The organism is Kluyvera sp. CRP, assembly GCF_019930565.1.
Lineage (GTDB): Bacteria > Pseudomonadota > Gammaproteobacteria > Enterobacterales > Enterobacteriaceae > Kluyvera > Kluyvera georgiana_A.
Genome location: NZ_CP082841.1, coordinates 1,288,814 through 1,302,765 on the forward strand (window position 1 = coordinate 1,288,814; position 13,952 = coordinate 1,302,765).

General features: G+C 55.7%; 12 protein-coding genes. 3 read left to right on the forward strand and 9 right to left on the reverse strand.

Annotated elements, in window-relative coordinates:
• Positions 1 to 23: 23 nt before the first annotated feature.
• The 5 genes from recG to gmk are packed head-to-tail and all read right to left on the reverse strand — an operon-like array spanning position 24 to position 5,890.
• Positions 24 to 2,105, reverse strand: a complete 2,082-nt coding sequence (recG, locus tag K7B04_RS06020; RefSeq protein WP_223803683.1) for an ATP-dependent DNA helicase RecG — start codon at positions 2,103 to 2,105, stop codon at positions 24 to 26.
• A 5-nt stretch (positions 2,106 to 2,110) separates the two neighbouring features.
• On the reverse strand, positions 2,111 to 2,800 hold the full coding sequence (gene trmH, locus K7B04_RS06025) for a tRNA (guanosine(18)-2'-O)-methyltransferase TrmH (protein ID WP_167574793.1): 690 nt from the start codon (positions 2,798 to 2,800) through the stop codon (positions 2,111 to 2,113).
• A 4-nt stretch (positions 2,801 to 2,804) separates the two neighbouring features.
• A complete protein-coding gene (spoT, locus tag K7B04_RS06030; RefSeq protein WP_064540943.1) occupies positions 2,805 to 4,919 on the reverse strand; it encodes a bifunctional GTP diphosphokinase/guanosine-3',5'-bis pyrophosphate 3'-pyrophosphohydrolase in 2,115 nt (704 codons plus the stop codon).
• Positions 4,920 to 4,937: 18 nt separating this feature from the next.
• Positions 4,938 to 5,213 carry a DNA-directed RNA polymerase subunit omega gene (gene rpoZ / locus K7B04_RS06035; protein ID WP_000135058.1) on the reverse strand — a complete coding sequence of 92 codons (276 nt, stop codon included), beginning with the start codon at positions 5,211 to 5,213 and terminating at the stop codon, positions 4,938 to 4,940.
• A gap of 53 nt (positions 5,214 to 5,266) precedes the next feature.
• Positions 5,267 to 5,890 carry a guanylate kinase gene (gene gmk / locus K7B04_RS06040; protein WP_163446945.1) on the reverse strand — a complete coding sequence of 208 codons (624 nt, stop codon included), beginning with the start codon at positions 5,888 to 5,890 and terminating at the stop codon, positions 5,267 to 5,269.
• 257 nt (positions 5,891 to 6,147) lie between these two features.
• Here gmk and ligB point away from each other — a divergent pair, with 257 nt between their 5' ends.
• Positions 6,148 to 7,824, forward strand: coding sequence for an NAD-dependent DNA ligase LigB (gene ligB / locus K7B04_RS06045; RefSeq protein ID WP_223803684.1), 1,677 nt, complete (start codon positions 6,148 to 6,150; stop codon positions 7,822 to 7,824).
• On the opposite strand, the gene K7B04_RS06050 is transcribed toward ligB, so the two are convergent.
• The 3 genes from K7B04_RS06050 to K7B04_RS06060 all read right to left on the reverse strand — a co-directional run bounded on the left by K7B04_RS06050 (position 7,821) and on the right by K7B04_RS06060 (position 11,556).
• Positions 7,821 to 8,438 carry a trimeric intracellular cation channel family protein gene (locus tag K7B04_RS06050; RefSeq protein WP_163446949.1) on the reverse strand — a complete coding sequence of 206 codons (618 nt, stop codon included), beginning with the start codon at positions 8,436 to 8,438 and terminating at the stop codon, positions 7,821 to 7,823. The genes ligB and K7B04_RS06050 overlap by 4 nt on opposite strands.
• A 235-nt stretch (positions 8,439 to 8,673) precedes the next feature.
• Positions 8,674 to 10,407: a phosphoethanolamine transferase CptA gene (locus tag K7B04_RS06055; protein WP_223803685.1), complete on the reverse strand. Its 1,734-nt coding sequence runs from the start codon at positions 10,405 to 10,407 to the stop codon at positions 8,674 to 8,676.
• 285 nt (positions 10,408 to 10,692) lie between these two features.
• Entirely contained in the window at positions 10,693 to 11,556 is an 864-nt protein-coding gene (locus K7B04_RS06060; RefSeq protein ID WP_223803686.1) for a YicC/YloC family endoribonuclease, read from the reverse strand.
• A gap of 250 nt (positions 11,557 to 11,806) precedes the next feature.
• Here K7B04_RS06060 and rph point away from each other — a divergent pair, with 250 nt between their 5' ends.
• Positions 11,807 to 12,523: a ribonuclease PH gene (rph, locus tag K7B04_RS06065; RefSeq protein ID WP_163449241.1), complete on the forward strand. Its 717-nt coding sequence runs from the start codon at positions 11,807 to 11,809 to the stop codon at positions 12,521 to 12,523.
• Between the two features lie 64 nt (positions 12,524 to 12,587).
• Positions 12,588 to 13,229: an orotate phosphoribosyltransferase gene (pyrE, locus tag K7B04_RS06070; RefSeq protein WP_223803687.1), complete on the forward strand. Its 642-nt coding sequence runs from the start codon at positions 12,588 to 12,590 to the stop codon at positions 13,227 to 13,229.
• 35 nt (positions 13,230 to 13,264) lie between these two features.
• Here the strand turns inward: pyrE and slmA are convergent, their stop codons facing one another.
• A complete protein-coding gene (gene slmA, locus K7B04_RS06075; RefSeq protein WP_064540962.1) occupies positions 13,265 to 13,861 on the reverse strand; it encodes a nucleoid occlusion factor SlmA in 597 nt (198 codons plus the stop codon).
• Positions 13,862 to 13,952 lie beyond the last annotated feature (91 nt).

The window sequence follows — 13,952 nt, forward strand, 5'->3', positions numbered from 1 at the left end:
CCCTTTTCGGGCTGTGGGTATGGCTACGCGTTGGAATAACGTTCGGTTTCCGGCATCCAGCGCTCAATCAGCGCATTGGCCTGCTGCGGATAACGGTCATGAATATGCCGTGCCAGGCGCTGAACTTCGGGGATCATGGCCTGATCGCGCAGCAGGTCGGCAACCTTAAATTCGGCGTTGCCGGTCTGGCGGGTGCCGAGCAGTTCGCCGGGGCCGCGAATCTCGAGATCTTTCTGCGCAATCACGAAGCCGTCGTTGCTGTCGCGCAGTACCTGCAGGCGCATCTGCGCGGTTTTTGACAGCGGCGCTTTGTAGAGCAGCACGCAGTGGGAGGCCACCGCGCCACGGCCTACGCGGCCTCGGAGCTGATGCAACTGCGCCAGCCCCAGACGCTCCGGGTTTTCAATAATCATCAGGCTGGCATTGGGCACATCGACGCCGACTTCAATCACCGTGGTGGCAATCAGCAAATTCAATTCGCCCTGTTTGAACGCCTGCATGACGGCCTGCTTCTCGGCGGGTTTCATTCGCCCGTGGACGAGGCCGATATTCAACTCCGGCAGCGCCAGCTTCAGCTCTTCGCAGGTGGCTTCCGCCGCCTGGGCCTCCAGCAGGTCAGACTCTTCAATCAGCGTGCACACCCAGTAGGCCTGACGGCCTTCGGTGGTGCAGGCGTTGCGCACTCGGTCGATAATATCGTGGCGGCGAGTGTCGGGGATCGCGACGGTGGTGACCGGCGTGCGTCCCGGCGGCAGTTCGTCAATCACCGAGGTATCCAGATCGGCATAGGCGGTCATCGCCAGAGTGCGGGGAATAGGGGTTGCGGTCATGATCAGCTGATGCGGGTGAAAGCCCTGCTGTTGGCCTTTTTCCCACAGCGCCAGACGCTGGTGGACGCCAAAGCGGTGCTGTTCATCGATGATCACCAGCGCCAGCCCGTTAAACTGCACCTGTTCCTGGAAGATGGCGTGGGTGCCGACAATCATCTGCACCTGACCGCTGGCAATGGCCTCTTGCTGTGCCTGACGCGCTTTACCTTTCTGTTTACCCGCCAGCCAGCCCACTTCAACGCCCAGCGGCGCAAACCAGCTGCGGAAGTTGTTGGCGTGCTGTTCGGCGAGCAGTTCGGTCGGCGCCATCAGCGCTACCTGCTTGCCGTGGGCGATGGCGCGTAGCGCGGCCAGTGCGGCAACCAGCGTTTTCCCGGAGCCGACGTCGCCCTGTACCAGGCGCATCATCGGCACATCCAGCGCCATGTCGTGTTCAATTTCCGCGGTGACGCGCGCCTGGGCACCCGTGGGCTTAAATGGCAGCGCCGCCAGCAGTTTATCCTTCAATGTGTCGTTGGCGCTGAGGGGCTGAGCGTGGAAACGCTGCGCGCCCGCGCGTAAGGCCAGCATACTCAGGTTGTGCGCCAGTAGCTCTTCGAGGATTAGGCGTTGCTGCGCCGGGTGTTTACCGGTTTCTAAATCAGCAAGCTGGAGCGTCGGCGGTGGGCGATGCAGCGTACGCAGCGCTTCCGGCAGGCTCATCATGCCCTGTGCCAGTTCCGGCGGCAGCAGTTCGCTGATGGCGCAGGTATCCAGCAGATCCAGCGCCTGGTCGGTGAGTTTACGCAGCGTCGCCTGCTTGATGCCTTCGGTCGTGGGGTAGACCGGCGTTAAGGTCTCCTGCAAATCCGGTGTGCTGAGGTCACCCTGTACGCGGTATTCCGGGTGGATCATCTCCGCGCCGTACTTGCCGCGTTTGGCTTCACCGTAGGCTAGCACCCGCCGCCCGGTGGCGAGGCTGTTTTTCATCGCCGCGTTGAAGTTGAAAAAGCGCATGGTCAGGATGCCGGTGCCGTCGCTAATCTGGCAGGTCATCATCCGGCGGCCGCCGAAGGTGATATTGCAGTTCAGGACTTCGCCTTCCACGGTTACATAGATGCCGGGAAGCAGTTCACCGATAGGATAAAGTTGGGTGCGGTCTTCGTAGCGCAGCGGCAGGTGCAGGAGCAGATCCTGCACCGTGTGCAGACCAATTTTTGCCAGCCGGCTGCTCTGCGCGGCGCCAACGCCGGTCAACGTGTTGAGCGGAACGGCATCCAGCAGACGGCTTTGCATAACAGTTACTCCGAGGCCTGCATAGTGGACCACCACGTGGCGTCGGCTTCAATTTCGCCTTGCTCGTTGACGTGGGGATAAGGGAGTCCTTTGCGTTTAGCGACGTTTGCCAGCACCGGGTAGCCGCCTTCAAACAACAGGCGCTGCTGTTCTTCGTCCGGTAGCATACTATTTTCCCGGCGGTACATGCCGGCGTTCTGCCGCTGGCGCTGCGCTTCGTAGAGAATCAAGGCTGAAGCGACGGAGACGTTGAGCGACTGCACCATGCCGATCATCGGGATGATGATGTCCCGATCTGCGAGGGCTAATGCTTCCTGGGTGATACCGGTTTTTTCCTGACCCATCAGAATACAGGTCGGGCGGGTATAATCGATTTCACGGAAGTCGACCGCTTTATCGGACAGATGTGTCGCCAGAATCTGCATGCCCTGGCTTTTCAAATGCCCCACCGCATCGCCAATGGTGCGATGGGTCTTTACTTGCACCCAACTGTTGCTGCCCGCTGCTGCCGAGGCCATCGTGCGCATGCGGTTACCCGGCCAAACGGCGTGAACTTCGTGAACGCCTACAGCATCGGCGGTGCGAACGATCGCCGAGACATTATGAGGTTTGTGGACCTCCTCCATGCAGACCGTCAGGTCAGGCTGACGCCTGGCGAGCATCTCACGGATACGCGCATAACGCTGTAAGTTCATAAAGCTAGTTTCGGTTACGGGTGACTTTGATGACGTCCGGCATCACGCGGATTTTGCGCATGATATTCGCCAGATGCACGCGGTCGCGGGCGGTCAGGCGGATAAAGGCGCTGTATACGCGGCCGTCTTTCTCTTCCGTATTCAGGCTTTGAATGTTGGACGTCGCGGTATTGATGGCTGCCGTCAGGTTGGCCAGCGCCCCCTGATGGTTGAACATATCAACCTTAATCTCGGTGATAAATTCCTGCGCCGTCTCTTTGTCCCACTCAACCGCCATGAATTTCTCAGGTTCTTTCTGATAGCCGCGAATGTTGCGACAGGATTCATGGTGAATAACCAGCCCTTTACCCGGGCTGACGTGGGCGATGATCGGGTCGCCAGGGATCGGACGACAGCATTTCGCGAAGGTGATCAGCACACCGTCTGCGCCTTTAATCGGCAGATGGGTATGCCCGGAGGCACCTGGTGCAGACGGGATAGCTTCACCCTGCTGGAGGTTTTTCGCCACCACTACGCTCATGGCGTTGCCAAGGCCAATTTCGGCCAGCAGATCGTCAAGAGTGGCAAGACGCATACGGTCAAGTTCACGCTGAACATGATCCGGCGGGATTTCCGCGAGCTTGCGGCTACCGCCCAGCGCGTGGTTCAGCAGACGGCGACCCAGGCTGACGGAGTCGTCGCGCTTGAGGTTTTTCAGCATCTGGCGAATTTTGGCGCGCGCTTTCGAGCTGACGACAAAGTTGAGCCATGCCGCATTCGGACGTGCGCCCGGCGCGGTGATGATTTCGACCGTCTGGCCGCTGGAGAGCGGCTGCGACAGCGGGTAAGGCTGCCTGTCGACGCGCGCGCCCACGCAGGCATGACCGATATCGGTATGCACGGCGTAGGCGAAGTCCACCGGCGTCGCGCCAGCGGGCAGTTCGACGATGCGGCCTTCCGGGGTGAAAACGTAAATCTCATCCGGGAAGAGATCGGATTTAACGCTCTCGATAAATTCAAACGAGCTACCGGCGCTCTGCTGCAGTTCCAGCAGGCTTTGCATCCAGCGCTGGGCGCGGATTTGTGCGGTAGTACTGCTTTCGCCACCGTGCTCTTTATAAGCCCAGTGCGCGGCAACACCCATTTCTGCCATTTGATCCATGTCTTCGGTACGGATCTGGACTTCGACCGGGACACCGTGCGGCCCAATCATCGAGGTGTGCAGGGACTGATATCCGTTGGCCTTTGGAATCGCGATGTAGTCTTTTACGCGACCCGGGCGCGGCTTGTACAGGCTGTGCATCTGGCCCAGTACGCGATAGCAGGTATCCAGATCGTGGACGATCACGCGGAAGGCGTAGATATCCATGATCGAGTGAAAACGCTGCTCTTTCAGCACCATTTTGCAGTAGATAGAGTACAGATGCTTCTCGCGACCGCTAACGCGACACGGAATTCCCGCTTCCTGCAAACGCCCTTCAATTTCAGAAAGGATCTTCTGAATCATCTCTTTACGGTTACCGCGCGCGGCTTTCACCACCTCTTTAATGACGCGATAACGGTTGGGATACAGCGCTTCAAAGCCCAGCTCTTCGAGCTCGGTCTTGATGTGATGGATACCTAAACGGTGTGCCAGCGGGCTGTAAATTTCGAGGGTTTCACGGGCGATGCGGCGACGTTTGTCCGGGCGTAATGAGCCCAGCGTGCGCATGTTATGGGTACGGTCGGCAAGTTTGATGAGGATGACGCGGATATCCTGCACCATCGCCATAATCATTTTGCGAAAGTTTTCAGCCTGCGCCTCTTTCTTATCGCGGAACTTGAGTTTATCAAGTTTAGAGACCCCCTCTACCAGTTCAGCAACGCTTTTGCCAAACAGCTGCTCCATGTCCTGGTAGGTGGCAGGGGTATCTTCAATCACGTCGTGCAGCAGGGCGGCCATGAGCGTTTCATAGTCGAGTTTCATCTCGGCCAGAATGCAGGCTACCGCTACCGGGTGCGTGATATAGGGTTCACCGCTTGAACGTGTTTGCCCCTCGTGAGCGTCACGTGCAACGAGATAGGCCTGCCGAAGACGTTTAATCTGGTCTTCCGGCAGGTAATTTTGAATCAGCTGATTCAGGCTCTCAAACAGATACAAGGGCGACCCGCTATCTAATTAACGACGACCTTCAGCAATAGCGGTAACAGCTTGTAATTCAGCGGCTTCCTGCTCTTGCTGTTCCTGGCGCTCGCGCACGTCGAGGATCTGGTTGTTGATCAGACCTTCTTCGATTTCGCGCAGTGCGATCACGGTGGTTTTATCGTTTTCTTCCGGTACCAGCGGATCCTTGCCGCCTACCTGCATCTGACGAGCGCGACGCGCGGCGACCAGTACCAGGTCAAAACGGTTACCAATTTTCTCTACAGCGTCCTGAACAGTTACGCGTGCCATACTTTAATGCTCCACAGGTGAAGAAATGACTGGGCATGATACTGAAAGTGGGTTCAGTCTGCCAATAATTTGCTGATTAAAGCGTCATGTCGCTGCTTTTGGCGGCTCATACGCAGACGTTCAGCGCGGAGGATGGTCTTTAAATCACTCAGCGCGGTATCGAAATCATCATTGACGATGAGGTAATCATATTCCGCGTAATGACTCATTTCTGCAACTGCCTGAGCCATTCGTTTTGCGATGACTTCCTCGCTGTCCTGGCCACGGCCACGCAGGCGGCGGTCCAGTTCAATTTTAGACGGCGGCAGAATGAAGATGCTGCGCGCGCCCGGCATGCTTTTACGGATTTGCTGTGCGCCTTGCCAGTCGATATCCAGGAAGACATCAACGCCGGTCGCCAGGACCTGCTCGATAGCCTGACGCGAGGTGCCGTAATAGTTGCCAAAGACTTCTGCGTGTTCCAGAAACGCACCTTCGCCAATCATCGAACGGAATTCGTCGTGATTCACGAAGAAATAGTGTTCACCGTGCACTTCACCCGGACGCGGCGAGCGCGTGGTATGTGAAACAGAGACCTGGGAGTCATACAACGGTTGGGTTTTTAATAAAGCCTGAATCAGGCTGGATTTACCCGCGCCGCTAGGGGCGGAAACAATATAAAGCGTGCCTTGAGCCATGAGTGTCTTTTGTATGTGATGATCGAAAGAGAACTTACATACGAGCCTATTATACACGGCGGCGCTGCGCGACGTAGCCTTTGTCACACTTTTTGCGCCAGTTTCTTTCATTTTGCGAGTCGTTTTCCTGAATTATCCCCATGTTGCTGCAACGAATGCATTTTCCTTGAAGCCTGCTCGGGAAACGATACGCTCGCACTCGCGTCCAGAAAACGGATGCATTACAAACAGAGCCAGCGTACTGACGGGGAAAGCATATGAAGGCATGGATGATGGGCCTGGGGTGGCTGCTGGTTATGCAGGTGCAAGCCAGCTGTCCAGTCTGGTCTGCCGCGCGGGCCGAGCAAGAGATTGCGCAGCTACAGGGGCAAATAGCAAAGTGGAACGCCGATTACTGGCGGCAAGGCGTCAGCGGGGTGAGCGACGGCGTCTATGACCAGCTTACTGCTCGGCTCGCACAGTGGCAGCATTGCTTTGGTGCGAAACCCGTAGAGAGCACGAGTTTGCCGCCATTACACGACGCGCTTAAGCATCCTGTCGCCCATACCGGAGTACGAAAACTGGCGGATGCGCGGGCCGTAGAGCAGTGGATGCAAGGCAAAGGTGAACTGTGGGTGCAGCCAAAAGTTGATGGCGTTGCGGTAACGCTGGTTTATCGCCATGGGCAGCTTTACCAGGCGATTAGTCGGGGTGATGGTCTGGTGGGGGAAGACTGGACGGATAAGGTCAGGCAGATACCGTCGTTGCCGAAAACGGTTCAGGGGGCTCTGGCAAATAGCGTTTTACAAGGCGAGATCTTTTTACGCGCCGGGGGGCATGTGCAGCGCAAAATGGGCGGCATGAACGCCCGTGCTAAGGTGGCGGGTATGTTAATGCGACAAGGCAAACGTGAGCCACTGTCGGCATTATCGCTGTTTATCTGGGCATGGCCGGATGGTCCGGCGGCGATGTCTGAACGGCTGGCGCAGCTGTCTGCGTCTGGATTTGAACTTGCCCAGCGCTACTCTCATCGTGTTTCTCGTGTTCAGGAGGTGGCGAACTGGCGCGAACATTGGTTAACCACGCCGTTACCCTTTGCGACTGATGGCATTGTGATCCGGCAGGCTAAAGAACCCGCGGGCGCGTACTGGCAGCCCACGCAGGGAACCTGGGTGGCAGCATGGAAATACGAGCCGGTGGCGCAGGTCGCGCAGGTGAACGGTATTCACTTTTCGATAGGGCGTAGCGGCAAGGTCTCAGTTGTCGCAGAGCTTGAACCGGTAAAGCTGGATGACAAGCTGGTGAGGCGGGTGAATGTGGGCTCCGTTGCACGCTGGCGACGTTTGGATTTCACCGTGGGCGATCAACTGCTGGTGAGCCTGGCAGGTCAGGGGATTCCCCGGCTGGATAGTGTGGTCTGGCGTGGGCAGGATCGAACAAAACCTAATCCTCCGCAGGGGGAATACCATTCGCTAACCTGTTATTTCCTCACGGATGGCTGTCGGGCACAGTTTCTGGCTCGCCTGAACTGGTTGTCTTCACCACAGGTTTTTAATCTGGAAGGTTTGGGAGACGCTGGCTGGAACAGGCTGATGATGGCGTTACCGTTCGACCATCTTTTTTCCTGGCTTGAATGGCAGGCGGCCCAACTAAAAGCGATACCGGGGATAGCGCCAGAACGCGCCGAACAGCTATGGCACCGTTTTGATATGACGCGGCGTCAGCCTTTTCGACTGTGGGTCAAGGCGTTGGGCACGCCATTGCCCGAGACGGCGCTGCAGGCATCCGGCGATACTTCGTGGCGGCAAATTTCAGCGCGCGATGAGCTGGCCTGGCAAAAGCTACCGGGCATTGGGCGAGAGAGGGCCCGCCGCCTGGTGACCTTTTTCCACCACCCCACGATCGTTGCGCTTGCCGACAAGCTACATACGCTGGGCGTGGTGGGATTTGATTAGTGAGTTTCGTGGCGGTAGTGGAATACCGGCAGACCGAGCCGCAATCTCAGCGCCAGCATGCGGGCGGTAAAGCCGAACAGCAGCGTTGAAATCACCACCACATCGTGATTGCTGACATAGTGCTGTAGCGCGACGTAAAGCACGGCGGCGGCAAAGGAGATGCCTGCATAAAGTTCTTTCTGGAATACCAGCGGAATGCGTTTACAGAACATGTCGCGCAACACGCCGCCAAAGACACCGGTAATGACTGCGGCAATCACGGCGATAATCGGGCCTTCACCCATATCCAGGGCGATTTGGGCACCGATGATAGAGAAAACGATAAGCCCCACGGCATCCAGCACCAGAAACAGGCGACGCAGGTGCGGCATCACCGGCGCGACAATGGTCGTCAGCACAGCCGCAACGGCGACGGTGATGATGTATTCCGGATGCTGCACCCAGCCTAGCGGATAGTGACCCAGCAACATATCGCGTACGGAACCGCCGCCCAGCGCGGTGGCGGTGGCGATAATAATCACACCAAAGGTGTCCATACGGCGACGTCCGGCGGCCAGCGCGCCAGTCATGGCTTCAGCGGTGATACCAATCAGGTAGAGGATGTGCAGTAACATGTTTGCTCCCGAAATGAATGGCAGAAGGGTAGCGATTTGTGCGTGAGATCACGATTGAGATTTTCTAAGGAGAGTGAATTTTAATTACTAAAACTAATTTTAATTGCTGAGCTTATCGCAGTGGTGTTGGGATATGTCGATTTTTATGATGAATTAATGCATTAAAAAATCTAATTAAAAACTTGTGCTGTCAACCGAAAACGGCCACTTCATGATGAAGTGGCCGGAAGATCGTTTACTGATTACCCGTTAGCTCGCCGTACGGCAGAGTATCGTAATCTTTCAGTGATTTTTTGTCGTACGGGTTGCCAATCCAGCGCGTACTTTCCTCAAACTGAGGGTTGGTTAGCGCACGCGTTGGGTCGAAACCGTCATAGCTCAGGCCTGCCAAATCTGACCAGGTGTGGATGAGCTCGGAGCTGCTGTATTTGCGGTTCACGTCCTGCGAGAAATCACGCGGATGCGCCTCATGCCACTTCTCCGATGTCCACAGCAGGAACGGAATGGTGTACATGTGGCGGGTCGGTTCTTTCTCATTACGCCCCTGAGTCTGATGCGGCGGCGTGTCATAGACCTCTTCCCCATGGTCAGAGAAGTACAGCAAGAAGCCATTAGGATCCGTCGCCTTGTAGTCTTTAATCAGCGTGGAAACGATATAGTCGTTATACAGGTTGGCGTTGTCATAGTTGTTGTACGTGTCCTGCTGATTCTGGCTTAAACCAGCCGGCATAGTGTCGGTTTTACCGGAGAATTTGTTCCAGTTTTCAGGGTAGCGGTACTCGTAGTTAATATGCGTACCCAGCAGGTGAACGATAATGAACTTTTTCGGCGCCGGGTCGGCCAGCACCTGCTTAAACGGCGCCAGCACGTTGGCATCGTATTCGCGGGCGCTTTGGGTGCGCTGCTGGTTCATATAGAACTGCTGGTCGGTCTGTTTCGAGAACACCGTCAACATGGTGTTGCGCGACGTCATCGTCTGCTGGTTGGTTATCCAGAAGGTTTTATAACCCGCCTGCTTCATCAGGTTCATCAGCGAGGGTTTGGTCAGATACAGGTCCGGGTTCTGCTCATTCGCGAAGGTCAGCGCCTGTTGCAGAATCTCAATTGTGTAGGGACGAGATGTGACCACATCGTTGAACACGGTAAAGTTGGGATCGGACTTACGTAGCGCGTCCAGTTCCGGCGTGGTTTCACGTGGATAGCCGTACAGGCTCATATGCCCACGCTGCGTTGACTCGCCGATCACCAGCACCAGCGTACGCGGCGCATCGCCGGTGCTGTCTTTTAAGTTCGCCAGCGGCGGCAGGGCGTGGTTGTCGTTGAGCAGTCGCGTCAGGCTATTGAGCTGATGGCGATACTGGTAGTAACCGGTAATGAACTGCCATGGTGCGGCAGGAGCAAGGCGGGTTGATACGCCATCCAGCACATCGGCAACCGGTTTGTCCTTCATCACGACCCCAGTCACGAGCGGATGGAGGATCAGCCCGTACAGCAGGGCGAACGATACCAGCCAGCGCCATGGCGTTGGGATGTAAACCGGACGTAGACGTGTCCACAGGAAGATAGCGATCGCCGTATAGACCAACGCGACCAACACAATTTTGAGGCTAAAGTACTGGCTTAAGAATTCGCCCGCTTCGTTGGTGTTGGTTTCGAACATCACGAATAGAACGCTTTGCGAGAACTCTTGCCCGTAAATAACGTAATAGCTAATTGCCGCCAGCGAGGCAGCCCAGAGAATGATGCCAATCAGGGCGCCGATAATGCGGGTTTTTCGGGGAAAGAGGAATACAGGCACCAGCCATAACAAGCTAAAGAGAATGGAATCCCTTAGGCCAGTCGAGCCGCTATAACCTGTGGCGTAGATGACAATCTGCAATGCTGTTGAAAAGAAGCAAAAATACAATACGGCCCAGCCAAGGGCTTTCCAGCTGAAGGCTGGCGTACTCTGAGTAGTCGTGAATTGCATATGATTAACTTTATTTACGGTGAAGGCGGCCAGTCTAGCCACCAATGCTTAAGATATAATTAGATCGATATCAGGGCGTAAAAACAGATAGGCCTATTATCTGAAGGGATAAAGAGGTGGCGTGAATTATCTGAGTAATCACGTTCTGAAATACCGTATCTCTTCCATAATCACCCTTTCATGAAGGGGTGGCTCATCATGCAGCGGTGTACAAAAAAAAGAAACTACCTGAAATGAAAATGCCCACAATATTGCGGGCATTGATGTTTTGTATACTTTGGCGGGTTATTCTATGTTCTGGATCTGCTCGCGCATTTGCTCGATCAGCACTTTCAGCTCGATAGCTGAATTTGTGACATCGGCATTAATTGACTTCGAGGCCAGCGTATTCGACTCACGGTTGAATTCCTGCATCATGAAGTCCAGGCGACGGCCAACGGCCTCTTTTTTCTTCAGGATGCTATAGGTCTCTTTGACGTGGGCTTCCAGGCGATCCAGCTCTTCGGCCACGTCAATACGCTGGGCCATCAACACCAGTTCCTGCTCCAGGCGGTTGTTTTCCAACTGCACTTCCGCATCTTCCAGCTTCGCCACCAGGCGATCGCGCTGCCACTGCAGAATTTCCGGCATATGAGCACGTACTTTGGCCACTTCGCCGCTAACACCTTCCAGGCGTTGTTCAATCAGCGCTTTCAGCGCTTGGCCTTCGGTTTCGCGAGCGACGATGAAGTCGTCCAGCGTACCGTCCAGCGCATTCAGGATCTCGGCGGCGATAGCGTCCAGATCCTGCTCTTGTGCGGCCATAACGCCCGGCCAGCGCAGAATATCGACCGGGTTAATTTCCCCTTCGTCGCTCTGCATTTTGACCCAGTTGGCCGCGTTAACCAGCTGCTTTGCCAGGTTTTCATTGAGAATAAGTTCGCCTTGCGCACTGGCATCTGGCTCAAAACGCAGAGTGCACTCTACTTTCCCGCGCGTTAAGCGGGTACGCAGACGTTCACGAACAACGGGTTCGAGGCTGCGGAACTGCTCCGGCAGACGGAAATAGGTTTCGAGATAACGCTGGTTAACAGAGCGCAGTTCCCAGGCGGCGCTGCCCCAAGTGCCCTTAATTTCGCGGCGGGCATAGGCGGTCATGCTGCGGATCATAGACGTTCCTGTTTTTAAAGGAGAGATGGGGGGATTATAGCCCTCGGGGGCTTATGAGGATAGGAATAAGCACCGTTAATCCGTATAACACTTCATCCTTCAAGCTGTCTCTGCGTTGGCTGCCGTCGCTTACCCCAGTCACGTACTTATGTACGCTCCTGGGGATGCGCTCCTTTGCCGCCTTGATACAGCTCGAATGATTTTGTGTATAATGCGCAGCCACATTCGTTTCAAGCCGGAGATTTCTATCATGCGTCCAGCAGGTCGTAGTGCCAACCAGGTGCGTCCCGTCACCCTGACCCGTAATTATACAAAACACGCAGAAGGCTCCGTGCTGGTCGAATTTGGCGATACTAAAGTGCTGTGCACCGCCTCTATTGATGAAGGCGTGCCGCGTTTTCTGAAAGGTCAGGGCCAGGGCTGGATCACCGCCGAGTACGGCATGCTGCCGCGCGCTACCCATACCCGTAACGCGCGTGAAGCGGCGAAGGGCAAACAGGGCGGCCGCACCATGGAGATTCAGCGTCTGATTGCCCGCGCGCTGCGTGCCGCGGTCGATCTGAAAGCGCTCGGCGAGTTCACTATCACGCTGGACTGTGACGTTATCCAGGCTGATGGCGGCACGCGTACCGCGTCCATTACCGGTGCCTGCGTGGCGCTGGCTGATGCGCTGGGCAAACTGGTTGCTGCTGGCAAACTGAAAACCAACCCGATGAAAGGGATGGTTGCCGCGGTTTCCGTTGGTATTGTGAACGGTGAAGCGCTGTGTGACCTGGAATATGTTGAAGACTCCGCGGCGGAAACCGACATGAACGTGGTGATGACCGAAGATGGCCGCATCATTGAGGTCCAGGGGACGGCGGAAGGCGAACCGTTCACCCACGAAGAGTTACTCACCCTACTGGCGCTAGCCCGAGGGGGAATCGAATCCATTGTAGCGGCGCAGAAGGCGGCGTTAGAAAATTGATTTTTAAGGGCGACGTGGTCGCCCTTTTTTTTGTCCGTAATAAAGTGAGATGAGGAGCGAATCCATGAAACCGTATCAGCGCCAGTTTATTGAGTTTGCGCTTAACAAGCAGGTACTTAAGTTTGGCGAGTTTACGCTGAAATCCGGGCGCAAAAGCCCCTATTTCTTCAACGCCGGCCTGTTTAATACCGGGCGCGATCTGGCACTGTTAGGCCGTTTTTATGCCGAAGCGCTGGTGGATTCCGGCATCGAGTTCGATCTGCTGTTTGGCCCTGCGTACAAAGGTATTCCAATTGCGACCACCACCGCGGTGGCGCTGGCGGAACATCACGACAAAGACTACCCGTACTGCTTCAACCGTAAAGAAGCCAAAGATCACGGCGAGGGCGGTAATCTGGTTGGCAGCGCGCTGACCGGGCGCGTGATGCTGGTGGATGACGTTATCACTGCGGGAACGGCGATTCGTGAATCGATGGAGATCATCCAGGCCAACGGCGCGCAGCTGGCTGGCGTGCTGATCTCTTTAGATCGTCAGGAGCGTGGTCGCGGTGAAATCTCGGCCATTCAGGAAGTGGAACGTGATTATGGCTGTGAAGTTATCTCGATCATTACCCTGAAAGAGTTGATCACTTATCTGGAAGAAAAACCGGAGATGGCTGAGCATCTGGCCTCGGTTCGCGCGTATCGCGAAGCGTACGGCGTCTAAGAAAACAGCCCGGCACAGGCCGGGCTGTTTGACGATTATTGCAGTTGAGCGACGATCAGCGGCCAGCGAGCGTCGAAATCGTCTGTCGGGCGATACTTGAATTCGCTGCGGACAAAGCGCGAGAGCATCCCTTCGCAGAACGCCAGCAGCTGGCTTGCCAGTAACGTCTCATCGGTTTCGTAGCCTTCCCCTTCACGCATTTTGCGCTCGCGCAGCACCTGTCGCAGTTGAGCCTCAATGCGCTCAAACAGCTGGTTAATGCGGCCCTGCAGACGGTCTTGCTCAAACATCAGCGCATGACCGGTGAGGATACGGGTCAGGCCCGGATTGCGCTCGCCAAAGCCCAGAATCAGCAGCACAATCAGACGCAAACGTGCGGTCGTATCTTTTTCGTCTTTCAGAATCAGGTTGATACGGGTAATCAGGCTATCTTCGATAAACTCGATAAGGCTATCGAACATGCGGGTCTTGCTTGGGAAATGCCGGTACAGCGCCGCTTCGGACACACCAACGGACGCGGCTAGCTTTGCCGTCGTGATCCGCTGGCTGCCATCGCTGGATTCAAGCATCAACGCCAGGGATTGAAGTATTTCCTCGCGACGATTCCTTTTCGCAGTTTGCTTTTCTGCCATGTTCTAAAATACCCCTGAAAATAAAACACTTGTCAGGCGAGCATCCACACGGTGACCGCAACCATAAATTGCAGTGATCTTTTTGCATTAT

Bases quoted from the DNA above. Each gene is read 5' to 3' on its own strand.
- recG (WP_223803683.1), bottom strand. From the start codon at position 2,105: ATGCAAAGCCGTCTGCTGGATGCCGTTCCGCTCAACACGTTGACCGGC.
- trmH (WP_167574793.1), bottom strand. From the start codon at position 2,800: ATGAACTTACAGCGTTATGCGCGTATCCGTGAGATGCTCGCCAGGCGT.
- rpoZ (WP_000135058.1), bottom strand. From the start codon at position 5,213: ATGGCACGCGTAACTGTTCAGGACGCTGTAGAGAAAATTGGTAACCGT.
- gmk (WP_163446945.1), bottom strand. From the start codon at position 5,890: ATGGCTCAAGGCACGCTTTATATTGTTTCCGCCCCTAGCGGCGCGGGT.
- ligB (WP_223803684.1), top strand. From the start codon at position 6,148: ATGAAGGCATGGATGATGGGCCTGGGGTGGCTGCTGGTTATGCAGGTG.
- K7B04_RS06050 (WP_163446949.1), bottom strand. From the start codon at position 8,438: ATGTTACTGCACATCCTCTACCTGATTGGTATCACCGCTGAAGCCATG.
- K7B04_RS06055 (WP_223803685.1), bottom strand. From the start codon at position 10,407: ATGCAATTCACGACTACTCAGAGTACGCCAGCCTTCAGCTGGAAAGCC.
- K7B04_RS06060 (WP_223803686.1), bottom strand. From the start codon at position 11,556: ATGATCCGCAGCATGACCGCCTATGCCCGCCGCGAAATTAAGGGCACT.
- rph (WP_163449241.1), top strand. From the start codon at position 11,807: ATGCGTCCAGCAGGTCGTAGTGCCAACCAGGTGCGTCCCGTCACCCTG.
- pyrE (WP_223803687.1), top strand. From the start codon at position 12,588: ATGAAACCGTATCAGCGCCAGTTTATTGAGTTTGCGCTTAACAAGCAG.
- slmA (WP_064540962.1), bottom strand. From the start codon at position 13,861: ATGGCAGAAAAGCAAACTGCGAAAAGGAATCGTCGCGAGGAAATACTT.